This window comes from Shewanella rhizosphaerae, from assembly GCF_019457655.1.
GTDB lineage: Bacteria > Pseudomonadota > Gammaproteobacteria > Enterobacterales > Shewanellaceae > Shewanella > Shewanella loihica.
Window position 1 is genome coordinate 4045245 of sequence record NZ_CP080420.1, and the last position, 15798, is coordinate 4061042.

Consider the following 15798-nt stretch of genomic DNA (forward strand, 5'->3'; position numbering starts at 1 on the left):
CCCTGTCTTTTCCCTGTCTTTTCCCTGTCTTTTCCCTGTCTTTTCCCTGGTTCCCCCCCCCCTTCTAAAGCCAGTCGCCGGTGCCCAATTTTTGGGTGATCGCCACCCCAAGTCGCCTTGTTTCAATGTGTGTCAAATTAACAAAATCGCGATTTATTTGATCTCAATCACGTCACAACCATAAAGATGCATTTAGGATGCACTATAAATAACACTAGGTTGACACACCCTGGGACTGACTGTAGGAGCGTTCGAGTGGCAAGATTGATGCACCATGCGAGGCAAGCAAAATGGATTTTATTGACCCTGTTGGCACTTATGCTAGCCACACCCAGCTATGCCCTGTTTGTCAGCCCGCCCAAAGATCCCCTGCCCATTCTGCATGAGCTGTTCCCGGAGGCGACACGCATCTCAGACAAGCAGGGCGAGCCCGCCCTGTGGACCATCTACAAAGATCAGCAGATCCTGGGCTATGGCTTCGAGACCAATGACATCGCCCGCATCCCTGCCTACTCGGGCGAGCCGGTCAACATCCTGGTAGCCATCGACCCAGAAGGTAAATACCTGGGCGCCAAGGTGCTCGAGCACCACGAACCCATCATCCTGGCGGGGATCCCAGAGAGCAAGCTGTGGAAATTTGCCGAGCAATATACCGGGCTGTCGGTCAAAGACAGGCTCAAGGTGGGCGGCAACGAGAAGGAGGGTATAGTCGCCATCGACGGCCTCTCCGGCGCGACCGTGACCGTCATGGTGATGAACGTCGCCATCACCAAGGCCGCTACCCAGGCTGCCATCGCGCTCGGGATCATCGAGCAGCAGGCCGGCCAGATCCAGCCTCTCTCCACCATCAAGCAGGAACTCTTCACCCCGGCCAACTGGACCGAGTTAACCGGCGATGGCTCGATTCGCAAACTCTACCTGACCCGCGGCGCCGTTGACGACGCCTTCGAAGGCACTGCCGCCGAGGAGGTCGACAAGGCCAGCGAAGATGAGAAGCAGGAAATGTTTGCCGAGATCTACTACACCCTGGCGGACATTCCCACCATAGGCAAAAACCTCTTCGGCGAGGCCGACTATCAGTGGCTGATGCAGACGCTGCAACCCGGCGAGCACCTGGTGGCCGTGATGGGCAATGGCTACTCCTTCAAGGGCTCTGGCTATGTGCGTGGCGGCATCTTCGATCGCATCCAGGTGCACCAGAAGGATAACGCCATCTCCTTCAGGGATCTGGACCACAACCGCATCAGCGATCTCTACATTCAGGGTGCCCCCAAGTTCAACGAGATGTCAGTGTTTCGCATCGCCCAGCACCACGAGTTCGACCCAGGTAGCAGCTGGCAATTCGAGCTACTGGTGCGCCGCCAGACCGGCCCTATCGACAGCATCTTCACCAGCTTCAAGGGGCAGTACGACCCGCTGGGCAAGTATGTCGACACTCCGGCGGCCATAGTGCCCGAGCCGGAGCTCACCATGGTGCAGCAGATCTGGCACGACAGACAGCTGGAGGTGGTGCTACTGCTGATCCTCATGGGTGTCTTGCTGCTGATCCTCTTCTTCCAGGACATACTGGTTCGCCACCCCACCTTTATGCATCGCCTGCGTCACGGCTTCCTGGTGGTTACCGTGGTGGTGATCGGCTGGAGCTGGGGCGGACAGCTCTCTGTGGTCAACGTGTTTACCTTCTTGCACGCCCTGATGAAAGATTTCTCCTGGGATCTCTTCCTGCTCGATCCCATCATCTTCATCCTCTGGTGCGCCGCCGCGGTGACCATGCTGCTGTGGGGGCGCGCCGTCTACTGCGGCTGGCTCTGCCCCTTCGGCGCCCTGCAGGAGTTGGTCAATGTGATGGGCCGCTACTTCAAGCTGCCGCAGGTCGAGCTGCCCTTCGCCGTACATGAGCGCCTGTGGGCCATCAAGTACCTCATCCTGCTGGCACTCTTTGGCCTGTCGCTGGACTCGCTGGCCATGGCGGAGCAGTTTGCCGAGATTGAGCCCTTCAAGACCACCTTCTTGCTCAAGTTCGATCGCGAGTGGCCCTTCATCCTCTGGGCGCTGCTGATGATCTTCTCCAGCCTGTTTAATCGCAAGACCTTCTGCCGCTATCTCTGCCCGCTGGGCGCGGCCTTATCGGTGAGCAACAGCGTGCGTCTATTCGACTGGCTCAAGCGCCGCCCCGAGTGTGGCACGCCCTGTAAGACCTGTGCCAAGGAGTGCGAGATCCAGGCGATTCATCCCAACGGGGTGATCAACATGCGCGAGTGCCACTACTGCCTCGACTGCCAGGTGACCTATTTCAACGAAGAGAAGTGCCCACCGCTGAAAAAACTGGCGCGCAAACGCCAGCAATACAAAGACCAAGAGATCCCAACGGTCACCGCCGTATAGGACGAATCAACACATATAAGTGCAGGTAACATAACTAAGATGGAGATGGACTATGCAAGATAAGAATAACAAACCAGCCAACCAGTTGGAGAACGCTGGTCGACGCGAGTTTATGGGCAAGACGGCCCTGCTAGGGGCGGGTGCAGTGGCCGCCCCCATGAGCGCCGCCATGTTCGCCTCGATGGCCAAGGCCCAGGCGGCCGAGGCCAGCAACAGCCCTGTGGTTCATCCGGGCGAGCTGGACGAATACTATGGTTTCTGGAGCGGTGGACACTCTGGCGAAGTCCGTATCATGGGCCTGCCCTCGATGCGCGAGCTGATGCGTATCCCGGTATTCAACATCGACAGCGCCACCGGCTGGGGCATCACCAACGAGAGTAAGGCGGTCAAGGGCGAAAGCGCCCACCTGATGGCTGGCGACGCCCACCACCCGCACATGAGCATGCAGGACGGCCGCTACGACGGTAAATATCTCTTCATCAACGACAAGGCCAACACCCGCGTGGCCCGTATCCGTTGTGACGTGATGAAGACAGATAAGATGATCACCATCCCCAACGCCCAGGCCATCCACGGTCTGCGGGTACAGAAGGTGCCTTACACTAAATATGTCATCTGTAACGGCGAATTCGAGGTCCCGCTGAACAACAATGGTAAGGAGACGCTGGAAGATGTCAGCACCTACCGCTCCCTGTTCAACGTGATCGATGCCGAGAAGATGGAGGTCGCCTTCCAGGTGATGGTAGACGGTAACCTGGATAACACAGATGCCGACTACGACGGCAAATACTTCGCCTCAACCTGCTACAACTCAGAGATGGGGATGAACCTCAGCGAGATGATCACCGCCGAGCGCGACCATGTGGTGATCTTCAACTTGGCCCGTTGTGAAGCTGCGGTCAAGGCCGGTAAGTTCAAGACCTACAATGGCAACAAGATCCCCGTACTGGATGGTCGCAAGGGCTCAGATCTCACCCGTTATATTCCCGTGCCTAAGTCGCCACACGGCCTGAATACCTCGCCAAGCGGCAAGTACTTCGTCGCCAACGGCAAGCTGTCGCCAACCGTCTCTATCATCTCTATCGAAAAACTGGACGACCTGTTCGACGACAAGATCAAGCCAAGAGACGCCATCGTCGGTGAGCCAGAGCTGGGCCTAGGCCCGCTACACACGGCGTTCGACAACAAGGGTTACGCCTACACCACCCTCTTCCTCGACAGCCAGATCGCCAAGTGGAACGTAGAAGAGGCGATTCAGGCCTACCAAGGCAAGAAGGTCAACTACCTGCGCCAGAAGCTGGACGTACACTATCAGCCAGGCCACAACCACACCTCTCAGGGTGAAACCCGCGACGCCGATGGCAAGTGGCTGGTGTCTCTGTGTAAGTTCTCCAAGGACAGATTCCTGCCCGTTGGCCCGCTGCGCCCAGAGAACGATCAGTTGATCGACATCTCAGGCGATGAGATGAAGCTGGTGCACGACGGTCCAACCTTCGCCGAGCCTCACGACTGCATCATAGTGCACCGCAGCAAGCTCAAGCCGAAGAAGCTATGGACCCGTGACGATCCGCTGTTTGCCGATACCGTGGCCATGGCCGAGAAAGATGGCGTGCGCCTGATGATGGACAACAAGGTGATCCGCGACGGCAACAAGGTTCGCGTCTACATGACCTCGGTCGCGCCCAACTACGGCATGAGCGAGTTTAAGGTCAAGCTGGGCGACGAAGTCACGGTAGTGGTCACCAACCTGGATCAGGTGGAAGACGTGACCCACGGCTTCTGTATGACCAACCATGGCGTACAGATGGAAATTGGCCCACAGGCCACGGCATCTGTCACCTTCATCGCCGACAAGCCAGGGGTACAGTGGTACTACTGCAACTGGTTCTGTCACGCCCTGCACATGGAGATGCGTGGCCGCATGTTGGTAGAAGCCTAAGTGAAATGCAGGCGTCTGATGCCCCCGCGTCAGGCGCCTGCCTTAACCAAGGGCTAGCGTGAACAAAAGCCATAAGCACGAAAACGATAGCAACCAAAACGACAGACACCAGAGGTGTAACTGACCTTGAACCACAAGCCAAACAGATCCACCACCAACCCCGGTCTCACCTCCATGGCATTGAGGCTTAGGCTAGCTCATGGCCTGGTGCGCTGCGGCCTACAGATTGTGCAGTTCTGTGGCTTGATTGCACCAAGCCTACTCTCTTTCAGCCTGCTCTCTTTCAGCCTGCTCTTTTTCAGTCAGCCTGGCCAGGCCGCCTATATCGAGGTGAGTCCAGAGCAAGACCTGCAGCAGGTGCTGGATAGCGCCCAGGCGGGAGACGATATTCAGCTGCAGCCGGGTCGCTACCTTGGCAACTTCGTCATCAAACAGGAGATACGCCTCACTGGCGCCGATGACTATACCAGCATCATAGACGCCCAAGGCAAGGGCAATGCCCTGCTGCTGCAAAGCTCCAAGGTCACCATAGAGAGACTCAAGATAGTCAACTGGGGCGACGATCTCACCGCCCAGGATGCCGGTATCTATTCGGATCAGAGCGCCAGCGAACTCGTCATCAGAGAGAACCGCCTACAGGGCGACGGCTTCGGTATCTGGCTGCAAAAAGGCAAGGAGATCAAGGTTCACCATAACCGCATTCAGGGCAATCCGGCGCTGCGCTCCGCCGACAGAGGCAACGGCATTCAGCTCTCCATAGTGCAGAACGTCGAAGTCAGCGACAACGAGGTCAGCCAGACCCGCGACGGCATCTACATCATCTCCAGCCAACACAACACGATTAAAAACAATACCATGCATAACCTGCGCTACGGGATCCACTACATGTATTCCCACAGTAATCGCGTGCAGGACAACCTAGCCTACGACACCCGCGCCGGTTATGCCCTGATGAGTTCACGCCAGCTCACCGTGAGCGGCAACGAGAGCCGCGACAGCCAGGACTACGGCTTCCTGATGAACTTCATCACCTACTCGGAGATCAGCCATAACCGCATCTACCGGGTCTGGACCAAGCCGGAAAACAAGGTGCTGGGCCGTGAGGGCAAAGGGCTGTTTGTCTATAACTCGGCCTACAACAGCATCAATAACAACCTGATCGACACCGCCGAGATCGGCATCCACCTCACCGCAGGCTCGGAGCACACCAAGGTATTTGGCAACAGCTTCATCAACAATCCGGTGCAGGTCAAATATGTGGCCAACCGTCAGGCCGAATGGAGCCTGGACGGCAGAGGCAACTTCTGGAGCAACTACCTGGGCTGGGATCTCGACAACGACGGCTTCGGCGATCGCCCCTTCGAACCCAACGACGGCATCGACAAGCTGATCTGGCAATACCCTGAGGCCAAGATGCTGCTGGACAGTCCGGCGGTGCTAATCCTGCGCTGGATTCAGACCCAGTTTCCAGTGCTCAAACCCGTGGGCGTCAAAGACAGTTTTCCACTCATGCAGGCGCCACCTCTGGCTGGCCAGCAGGCAGTAATCAATGAGGCAGAGTGACACAATGCAAGCATCTTCCCCTTCAAGGCCCATCGTCTCCCTGAGCGGCGTCGCCAAGCGCTATGCCAAGGTAACGGCCCTCGAACGTATCGACTTCGAACTCTTTCCCGGCGAAGTCATGGGGCTGTTCGGCCACAACGGCGCGGGCAAGACCACCATAATGAAACTGATCCTGGGGATCATCCCGGCCTCGGACGGTCAGGTAAAGGTATTCGGCCAGGACCCCCTCTCCAAGCAGGCCTTCGAGGCGCGCAAGCAGGTCGGCTACCTGCCGGAAAATGTCAGCTTCTACGATCAGCTCACCGGCCGCGAGGTACTGCGCTACTTCGCCCGGCTCAAGTCTGTGCCTAAACAGGCGATCGAACAGCTGCTGGAGCAGGTAGGCCTCACCCACGCCATGGATCGTCAGGTAAAGACCTACTCTAAGGGGATGCGTCAGCGCCTAGGACTGGCTCAGGCCTTCCTCGGCAGCCCCAAGTTGCTGCTGCTGGATGAACCGACCGTGGGGCTGGATCCCATCGCCACCCAGGAGTTTTACGCCAGCGTCGATAAGCTCAAGAGCGAGGGGGCCAGCATCATACTCTGCTCCCATGTGCTGCCGGGCGTCGAGCAGCATATCGACCGCGCGCTGATCATCTCAGGCGGTCGCCTGCTGGCCAAGGGCAGCCTGAGCGAGCTCAGACAGCAGGCCCAGCTACCCGTCGCCATCAAGACTCAGGGTCTCAACGGCGCCCTGAAACAGGATGCCCGCTTCACTCCCTATCTCATCGCCCCAGATCAGCTGCTGGTGCCCGAACAGGAGAAGCTCGCCATCATACGTCAGCTGGTAAAACTGGATCAGCTGGGGGATATTCGTGTCGAACCGGCGGATCTGGAACGTGTCTATCAGCACTATCTGGGCCAGCGCCCAGGTACGGCGCATAAAGGGGACAACGAAATAGAGATTAGCCATCAAGGAGGGCAGATACAATGAATGCCATTCTCGCCGTCGCCATCAAGGAGTTTCAGGACGGGCTACGTAATCGCTGGCTGATCTCCATCACCCTCATCTTCGCCGTGCTCTCCCTGGGACTAAGCTACTATGGCTCGGTCGCCTCGGGGCAGCTGGGCACGGCATCGCTGTCATCCACCATCGCCAGCCTGTCGAGCCTGGCGGTGTTTCTGATCCCGCTGATCGCCCTGCTGCTGGCCTACGACAGCTTCGTCGGCGAGCAAGAGGCCGGCACCCTGCTCTTGCTGCTCACCTACCCCATCAGCCACACCCAGCTCTTGCTGGGCAAGTTTGTCGGCCAGGGTGCCATCATGGCACTGGCCACCAGCCTGGGCTTCGGTAGCGCCGCTGTGCTACTGGCCAGCCAGTCTGACGCCAGCGCCGTGCTGCAGAGCTTCGGCCTCTTCATCGCCACGGCCATCTTGCTCGGCCTCTGTTTTATCAGCATCGCCTATGTGATCAGCCTGTCGGTGAGTGAAAAGTCAAAGGCCGCTGGGCTGGCGCTGATGCTCTGGTTCTTCTTCGTATTGGTGTTCGACCTCGCCCTGCTGGCGGTATTGGTGGGCATAGAGGAGGGGCTGAGTCAGCAACAGCTGGTGCAGCTGATGATGCTCAATCCGGCGGATCTCTTCCGCCTGGTGAATCTGGCCAGCCTGGATACCAAGGATGTCAACGGTGTGCTGGCGGTGGCCATCAACAGCAGCATGTCGGTCGACGGCCTATTCTCGCTGCTACTGGCCTGGGTATTCGCCCCGCTCTCTTTAGCCGCCCTCATCTTTAACAGGAAGACACTCTAATGCGCCAAACCCAAATACGCCAAACCCAAATGCACCAAACCAGAATGCGCCAAACCAAGCTTACCAATTCGCCACTTTTCATGGGTCTCGTCAGCCTCCTCCTGCTGGGGCTGAGCGCCTGCGGGCAAGAGAGTGAGCATAACGCTATTCGTGAGGCGGTGACCTTGGAGCACGGCGACGAGTGTCACCTGTGCGGCATGTTGATCGGTAACTTCCCCGGCCCCAAGGGGGAGCTCTATCTCAAGACAGAAGAGACGGTGAAGAAGTTCTGCTCCACCCGGGATCTGTTTAGCTTCCTGCTGGACCCCGAGTACCGCAAGCAAGTCAAAGAGATCTATGTGCACGACATGGCTAAAAGCCCCTGGCAAGCGCCGCAGGACAGCCACTTCATCGACGCCAGACAGGCCTGGTATGTGGTGGGTTCGAGCCAGCCAGGCGCCATGGGCAAGACCCTAGCCAGCTTTGGTGATCGGGAGGATGCCGAGGCCTTTGCCGCCGAGTTTGGCGGCCAGGTTTACCCCTTCGGGCAGATCAGTCTCGCCATGCTCTAGCCTCTCTATGCTCTAGCTCTAGCTCTAGCAGGCAAAGTGCTAACCACTAGGCGGCGTCGGGCTTAGGCTTACGGATCATCAGCACGGCCACCACGGCCAGCATCAGCAGCACTGAGATGATCAGAAACACATCGTTGTAGGCCTGAATGTAGGCCTGCTGGGTCATGGTCTTGGCCAACATGGCCTTGGCCTGCGCCTGGGCGGTTACGGGATCCGAGCCTGCCTGCACAAACAGCTGACTGGTCTGCTGCAGATATTGATAGGCCTGGCCACTCACCGCCGCCACCGTCTGTTTCATGTCCGCCAGATGGGTGCGCGACTGATTGTCGATCAGGGTAGCCACCAGGGCGATACCGAAGGCGCCGCCGAGATTACGGATCACATTGAGTACGGTCGAGGCCGAGGGTGTCTGCTGCGCGCTGATATGCATGGTCGCAATGATGCCGATGGGCACCAAGATGAAGGGCTGACCAAGGGCCCTGACCACCTGCGCCGCGATCATCTGCTCGCCGGCAAAATCCAGCGTCATGTGGCTGTTCATGTAGTAGCTCAGGGCAAACATGCTAAAGCCGAAGGCGGCCAGGTATCGCCCGTCAAATCTTTGCAGCAATCTCGGCACCAGCGGCAGCACCAGCAGCTGAGGAAAGCCCATCCACATGATCACCTCGCCGATCTCCAGCGGACTATAGTTATGGATCTGCGACAGATAGAGGGGGATCATATAGATGGCCGAGAACAGCGCCATCCCCAGCAGAAAATAGGCCAGGGTCGACAGGGCGAAATCACGTTGCCCCAGCAACCTGAGGTTCACCAGCGGCGACGACTTTCGCAGCTGAATAAAGACAAACAGGGCTATGTTGATGGCGGCGACGATCGCCAGGTTCTGGATCAGCTCTGAGCCAAACCAATCCTTACGATTGCCCTCCTCCAGCACCACCTCGAGGCAACCCATGCCCAGCGCCATGGTGACTATGCCGGAATAATCGGCATTCTTCAGCTTGTCCCAGTCGATAGCCTGTGGCCTCAAACCATAGGCCAACATGGCCATCACCAGCAGCCCGGGGGGAATATTGATATAGAAGAGATAGTGCCAGCTAAACTGCTCGGTGAGCCAGCCGCCCAGGGTGGGGCCGATAGATGGCGCGAAGGTGGCGGTGACGCCAAACAGCGCCATGCCCGTGGCGCGTTTCTCCTCGGGTAGCAGCTCCAGGATGAGTCGAAAGGCCAGCGGGATCAGTGCGCCACCGAAGAAGCCCTGCAGGGCGCGAAAGGCGATCATCGCCTCCAGGTTCCAGGCCAGCGAACAGAGAAACGAAGCCAAGATGAAGGCCGCCGTGGTCCACAGCAGATAACGTCTCACCGACAACCCCTGACTCAGCCAGCCCGATAGCGGGATGGCAATCATCTCGGCCACCAGGTAGGCGGTGGCTATCCAGGACCCCTCCTCCAACGTCGCGCCCAGGCTGCCCTGGATCTCCTTCATCGAGGCGTTGGTGATCTGAATATCCAGGATCGCCATGAAGGCGCCCAGCAGGCCGGCAAACACGGCGACCCAGGAGCGAAAGCTGCCGCGCTCATAGCCCTGGGGCTTAGTCGCCTGGGGAGGAACGACTTGCTCTGCTATCTCGGCAGGACTCTCTTGGGCGACACTCACGCTGCTCATTGGGTGGCCTTAACCGAAACCTGCTTACGATTGCTGGCGATCACTGTGTCTTTCGGCGCGCCTCGGGTATCCACCTTCACCACGGCGCTGAGGCCGGGAACTATGTTGGTCTGATCATCCAGATCCAAACGGATCCGCACCGGAATACGCTGCACTATCTTGGTGAAGTTACCGGTGGCGTTTTCCGCCGGCAACAGGCTGAATTTGGCGCCAGAGGCGGGTGCCAGGCTATCGATCACACCAGTAAAGCTCTGGTCGGGAAACGCGTCGAGATGAACCTGAACCAACTGCCCAGGCTGCATATGCTGAATCTGGGTCTCCTTGAAGTTGGCGGTGATCCACACCGCACCATCCGGCACCAAACTGTAGAGCGACTGCCCCGGCTGCACATACTGACCAGTCAGGGCGCCGCGCTTGCCAATCACCCCGGAGAAGGGGGCTCTAATCTGGGTATCGGCCAGCTGGATCTCTGCCAGCTCAAGGCCGGCCTTGGCCTGTGCCACCTGGGACTGACTCTGATTCAGCTGGGCATTCAGCACAGCCAGCTCAGCCTGCTTGGCCACCAGGGCCGCCTTGGCCTCATCCAGATGGCCCACGGCCGAATCGAAGGCGGCAGTCGCCTGATCCACCTCATCTTGTGAGCTGTAATCTCTGTGCTTTAGCTTGGTGGTGCGTTTGAGCTGCTGCTCGGCGCGGATCTTCTCCGCCTCGGCGCTAGCCACACCGGCGGCCGCCTGACGTATGATGGCCTGTTGCAGCGTCACCTTGGCCGACAGGGTCTGCAGCTCTGCCTGACTGCTCTCCAGGCTCGCCTGACTCTGGCTCACCTTGGCGCGGTACTGGTTCGACTCCAGCTCGGCCAACAGCTGCCCCTGCTCCACATGCTGGTTATCTGTCACCTTAGCGGTCACCACATAACCCGGCACCTTGACACTGATATTAGAGATATCGGCCTCTACATAGGCGTTGTCAGTCGATTCGATAAATCGAACCTGACTCCACCAGTAGTAGCCTCCAACTACCACAGCCAACAACAGCAGCGGTAGCACGATAAATATGCGACGTTTTGACATCCAATCCCCACGGATAAACACCTTGATTAGTATTTGATAGTTTACTACTGTCTTATAATGTTTATTAGTCAGTTAAAAAATTACCAACTGTTTCACAGGTGTAACAATAGATGGATTTGAATCGTATTCAGATGTTTGCCCAAGTGGTGGACAAAGGCAGCTTCACTTCGGCCGCCAAGGCGATGGGACTCACCAAGGCGACGGTGAGCCGTAAGATTGCCGAGCTGGAGACTGATACCGGGGTGCAGCTCTTGTACCGCACCACCCGCGCCCTCAAGCTTACCGAGGCGGGGAGCATCTATTACAACAAGATCCAGCGGATTTTGATGGATCTGCAGAGCGCCGAAGACCAGCTCAGCGCCAGCCAGGAGACCATCAAGGGCAACCTTAAGATCGTCTGCCCGATAGAGCTGGGGCAGCTGTTCTTCGGCCGCATCTTCGCCCGCTTTCTCGAGGCGCATCCCGAGATGACCCTGGACGCCGAGCTGACCAACCGTAAGGTCGACATGATAGAGGAAGGAATAGATATTCTGTTTCAGGTCTCAGATGTGCGCGACTCGCGGCTGCAATCTTACCGTGTGCTCAACACAGACAAATCCTTGGTGGCCAGCCCAGACTATCTGGCCCGCCACGGCACACCGGCCACGCCGCAGGATCTGATCGACCACAAGGCAATTCGCCTCAAATCGACCCACATCGACGGTGGCTGGACATTGTTCGATGGTCAGCAGTGGATCACCATAGAGCCCGAGGCCCAGCTGACGGTCAACAATGTCACCCTGGCTCGTGAGGCCGCCATCGAAGGATTGGGGATCGCCACGGCGCCGACCCTGGTGGCCCAGGCCGCCATCGAAGAGGGGCATCTTATCCCCCTGTTGACCGACTTCCCCATGGCGCAGACCGCCATCACCCTGAGCTTTCCCCGCCGCGCCTACCTGCCGCGCAAGTATCGCGCCTTCATCGAGTATATCTATCTGTCGCTGTTCGACCGCAGGCCCGGCGAGATACTGGAGATCCCAGATTTCATCACCCCGCCCCAGCGTTAGGGAGTTGCCGCGCCACAGTTTTGACAAAATAAGCAGCGGAGTCTGCAAAATCGTCGACAAAGCTGCTAACATTGGGCCAATTTTTTTCGCTTAAAGAGATATCGCAAGATGGGAAGAGCATACCAGAACCGCAAAGAATCTATGGCCAAAACGGCTGGGCAAAAGACGAGACTCTACTCTCGCTACGGCAAAGAACTCTATGTTTGCGCAAAGAACGGTGGCTTCGATCCTGACGGCAACCTGGCACTGCGCCACATGATCACCAAGGCTAAGAAAGATCAGGTTCCTGCTCATGTCATCGAACGCGCCCTAGAGAAAGCCAGAGGCGGCGGCGGTGAAGACTATGAAACGGCGCGTTACGAAGGCTTTGGTCCAGGCGGCACCATGGTGATCGTCGACTGTCTGACCGACAACGGCAAGCGTACCTTTACCGAGGTACGTCAGGCCTTCGTGAAGAACGACGCCAAGCTGGGTAGCCCAGGCACAGTTGGCCACATGTTCGATCATCAAGCGGTATTTGCCTTCAAGGGCGAAGATGAAGAAGCCGTACTGGAAGCCCTGATGATGGCCGACGTCGATGTGGCCGACATCGAGGTAGAAGATGGCATCATCAGCGTGTTCGCGCCAAACACTGAGTTCTACAAGGCCAAGACAGCCCTGAACGAAGCCTTCCCTGAGACAGAACTGGAAGTGGAAGAGATCGCCTTCGTACCACAGACCATGACAGAACTCACCGACCCGGAAGTGATCGCTCAGTTCGAAAAATTCCAGGCCGCACTGGAAGATTGTGACGACGTACAAAACGTCTACCACAACGCCGACATCAAGGCCTAATTTAACGCACTCGTTTTTCGCATACGCAGAAACCGAATTAATGCCTCTTCGACCAGCCAATCTGGTCGAAAAAACACCTAGAGCGATTCGTCGAACCTATTGATGAATCGCTCTTTTTTTAGCCAACCCTACCGTGATTTTCCCGTAAGTTTTTTGACTCTCGCCAAGGCCTTGGCGTTTAGAGTAAGTGCTCACCACCCTGGCAATTAAACTTTATTCATAGTGCACCTTTTAGCCCTGTTTTCGGTGGACTTGGGCGTCTGTTCGCCTATCCTTATAGCTCCACTTATAAAAGCAAAAGCAAGAATCAACCGCGCCGAGACTCGCTGCCTCCCCTTAGGGCATCGCGACCTTGGCCACCTTGATTAACCAAGATGATAAACAGGTAACCTATGAAGTATTCAAAATCGATTATCGCCATAGCACTCACCAGTGTGCTCGCCGCCTGTGGTGGCAGCGATGACACACCTGAAACCCCTAAGACGGGTGTCTTCAGCCTGGGAGTATCGGACAACCCTGCCGACGCTAAAGTCGTGAATATCGCCTTCAAACAGGTCGTACTCAAAGGTAGCGATGGCTCCCTGTCATTCGACGTCTCAGAAAACGGCGAGCTGAAACACGTTGACCTGCTGACGGTACAAGGCCAGGAGGTCGAGACGCTGGTGAGCGGCCAGTCTATTCCGGTCGGCGAATACCAGATGTGTATCTATATGCAAAACAGCGAAGTGGCCGACACCAACAGCTCTTACGTGAAAACCATGGATGACATGGACGCGGGTCTGGTCACCAACAGCAACGGTAGCTGTGGCGGCGTAGGCGCCGAAGAGGAAGGCACGGGTCGTCTCTTCTTCAACAAGGCCTTCACCATTGCGGCCGGCGTAAACAACTTCGTCGCCGAGTTTAACCTCTCTCAAGGCCTGCAGGGCCCCCACGGCAACAAGGACTACTGGACCCTTAAGCCAACGTCGGTACAGCTGGTTAACAACGCCGAAGTCGGCGCCATTCACGGCATGGTCGACGCCAGCGTGATGGCAGACTGTGAAGCCGCCGCCGGTGGTTCAGAGTTCAGCCCGGCCGTCTACCTCTACCCAACGGCGACCGCGCTGGAGAACATGCTGGACTTCCGCCTAGAGGCCGACATCACCGAGCCGCAAGTGGCACCTATCGCCTCTGCCCGCGTCAACCCTGTCACCGACGAGACAGAAGCCGTGGTGGGTTACGAGTATGAGTTTGGCTTCGTCGCCGCCGCTAACTACAGCCTGGGCTACACCTGTCTGGCACAAAATGACGATCCAGATGTGGCCAATAGCCCACAGGATGTCGAAATGCCTTTCTTCATCCACGTGGATGAGCAGGACGTGACCGTTACCCAAGGCACTACCACAGAGCGTGACTTCAATGCTGCCGAAGTACCTGCGCCATAAGCCCTTGGACTAAGCATTTGTTTGTGAGTAATTAATTTACAGACAGCAAAAAGGCACTCTCATGAGTGCCTTTTTTATTGGCTAAATGCGCTATCTCAATATTAAGAGCAGCAATCCCGGCGCCACCAGTTCTTCGGCAGCTTGGCCAACAAAACTTTGAACATCAAAATCGCCAGTATGATCCCCGAGGCATTTACTACCAGGGAAGGCAACAGGTTATGCTGCTCACCCACCTGAGGCATCACCTCAAAACCAAAGGTCGCCACCAGATAGTTCACCAGGACGCCCGCTACCAAGGCCACACCCAAGACGCCACCCAGGTAGCCATAGAGGGCACGTTTCCCCAGCTCCTTGGTTACCACACCCAGGGTTGCGATATTAGTTGCCGGACCCGCCAGCATGAAGACCAGCACGGCACCTGGCGATACCCCTGCCAGCAACAGACCCGCGGCAATCGGCGTCGATGCCGTAGCGCAGATATACATGGGCACAGAGATCAGCACCATCACCAGCATAGCCAAGATGCCATCACCCCACTTGGCCATGAAATCTCCCGGCACATAGGTCTGCACCAGGGCCGCGAAGAAGAGACCAATCAGCAGCCAGACTGTGGTGTCACGCACCAGATCAGTCGCCGCATAGTGCAGGCCCTTACCCATGCGCGCCAGCACCGAAGTGCCCTTGAGCTCACTGGCGACATCTTTGGTCGATTCACAGCAACTCTCGCCCTGGGCAGCACTCTGATTATCGGCCTTAGCGCTCGAACAGCATGAGCTCGCCGCCTTCACCTCTTGCTTACTGCTACAACATGAGCTGACCGGCTCCGGCGCCGCCTTGCTGGCACAGCATGCACCGCTCGCGGACTTAACCGCCTCAGGTTTAACCAAAGCCACTGGCTTAACCAAGGCTTCTTGCTTGAGAATGGCATCTGAGCTCACGGGGCGCATCATCATGGGCGAGACATCCGCCGTCATACGCACAGGTGCACTCGGCTTGTCACCACAGCAGCTCGATGACTCAGCCTTTTCGAGCGACTTTTGAGCAGGTTTACTGCTACAGCAGCTGCTCGCCTCAGCCTTGTCTGCCTCATCTCGTTTAGAACCGGCCGAATGAGCCACTTCCTCCGCCTTGGCTTCATCATCGTCACGTCCCACCAGCAGCCCGGCAACAATGGCGCTGGTGACCGCGGCTATGGGTCTGACAACCGCCATGAAGGGGCCGAGCAGCACATAGGAGACACTCACAGAATCGATGCCCGTCTCAGGGGTCGACACCAAAAATGAGGTTGTGGCAGCCTTAGAGGCGCCCGAGCGGCGCAGGCCGACGGCGGCAGGGATCACCCCGCAGGAACAAAGCGGCAGGGGCGCGCCTAACACGGCGGCCTTGATAGTGGTCTTCACCCCGTGACCGCCCAGCTGTTTCTGCATCCAGGTCATGGGCACAAACATCTTCAACATACCGGCAAGCACCAGGCCCAGCAGCAGCCAGGGCGCGGAATCGAGAAAAAGATCGATAAAATTAGATAACAACAT

12 protein-coding genes are annotated in these 15798 nt (G+C 57.5%); 9 read left to right on the forward strand and 3 right to left on the reverse strand.

Annotation, left to right across the window (positions count from 1 at the left end):
- Positions 1 to 318: 318 nt before the first annotated feature.
- The 6 genes from nosR (at position 319) to K0I63_RS17580 (ending at position 8226) form a co-directional block, all read left to right on the forward strand.
- On the forward strand, positions 319 to 2385 hold the full coding sequence (gene nosR, locus K0I63_RS17555) for a transcriptional regulator NosR (RefSeq protein WP_434086804.1): 2067 nt from the start codon (positions 319 to 321) through the stop codon (positions 2383 to 2385).
- 52 nt (positions 2386 to 2437) lie between these two features.
- On the forward strand, positions 2438 to 4324 hold the full coding sequence (gene nosZ / locus K0I63_RS17560; protein WP_011867196.1) for a TAT-dependent nitrous-oxide reductase: 1887 nt from the start codon (positions 2438 to 2440) through the stop codon (positions 4322 to 4324).
- A 174-nt stretch (positions 4325 to 4498) separates the two neighbouring features.
- Positions 4499 to 5887 carry a nitrous oxide reductase family maturation protein NosD gene (locus tag K0I63_RS17565; protein ID WP_220083491.1) on the forward strand — a complete coding sequence of 463 codons (1389 nt, stop codon included), beginning with the start codon at positions 4499 to 4501 and terminating at the stop codon, positions 5885 to 5887.
- Positions 5888 to 5891: 4 nt separating this feature from the next.
- The gene (locus tag K0I63_RS17570; protein ID WP_220081867.1) at positions 5892 to 6860 is read left to right on the forward strand and encodes an ABC transporter ATP-binding protein; all 969 of its coding nucleotides are present in this window, start codon (positions 5892 to 5894) and stop codon (positions 6858 to 6860) included.
- A complete protein-coding gene (locus tag K0I63_RS17575; protein ID WP_220081868.1) occupies positions 6857 to 7675 on the forward strand; it encodes an ABC transporter permease in 819 nt (272 codons plus the stop codon). The genes K0I63_RS17570 and K0I63_RS17575 overlap by 4 nt, the downstream gene beginning before the upstream one ends.
- 80 nt (positions 7676 to 7755) lie before the next feature.
- On the forward strand, positions 7756 to 8226 hold the full coding sequence (locus tag K0I63_RS17580; RefSeq protein WP_258406902.1) for a nitrous oxide reductase accessory protein NosL: 471 nt from the start codon (positions 7756 to 7758) through the stop codon (positions 8224 to 8226).
- A 46-nt stretch (positions 8227 to 8272) separates the two neighbouring features.
- On the opposite strand, the gene K0I63_RS17585 is transcribed toward K0I63_RS17580, so the two are convergent.
- Complete coding sequence (locus K0I63_RS17585; RefSeq protein WP_220081869.1) at positions 8273 to 9889, reverse strand: DHA2 family efflux MFS transporter permease subunit; 1617 nt, start codon at positions 9887 to 9889, stop codon at positions 8273 to 8275.
- Entirely contained in the window at positions 9886 to 10962 is a 1077-nt protein-coding gene (locus tag K0I63_RS17590) for an HlyD family secretion protein (RefSeq protein ID WP_220081870.1), read from the reverse strand. Before K0I63_RS17590 ends, K0I63_RS17585 begins: the two co-directional genes overlap by 4 nt.
- Before the next feature lie 110 nt (positions 10963 to 11072).
- Here K0I63_RS17590 and K0I63_RS17595 point away from each other — a divergent pair, with 110 nt between their 5' ends.
- From K0I63_RS17595 to K0I63_RS17605, 3 genes are all read left to right on the forward strand, one after another.
- Entirely contained in the window at positions 11073 to 12008 is a 936-nt protein-coding gene (locus K0I63_RS17595; RefSeq protein ID WP_220081871.1) for a LysR family transcriptional regulator, read from the forward strand.
- Positions 12009 to 12116: 108 nt separating this feature from the next.
- Positions 12117 to 12842 carry a YebC/PmpR family DNA-binding transcriptional regulator gene (locus K0I63_RS17600; RefSeq protein WP_011867204.1) on the forward strand — a complete coding sequence of 242 codons (726 nt, stop codon included), beginning with the start codon at positions 12117 to 12119 and terminating at the stop codon, positions 12840 to 12842.
- A 392-nt stretch (positions 12843 to 13234) separates the two neighbouring features.
- The gene (locus K0I63_RS17605) at positions 13235 to 14266 is read left to right on the forward strand and encodes a DUF4382 domain-containing protein (protein ID WP_220081872.1); all 1032 of its coding nucleotides are present in this window, start codon (positions 13235 to 13237) and stop codon (positions 14264 to 14266) included.
- Positions 14267 to 14367: 101 nt separating this feature from the next.
- Here K0I63_RS17605 and K0I63_RS17610 read toward each other — a convergent pair whose 3' ends face one another.
- A complete protein-coding gene (locus tag K0I63_RS17610; RefSeq protein ID WP_220081873.1) occupies positions 14368 to 15798 on the reverse strand; it encodes an SO_0444 family Cu/Zn efflux transporter in 1431 nt (476 codons plus the stop codon).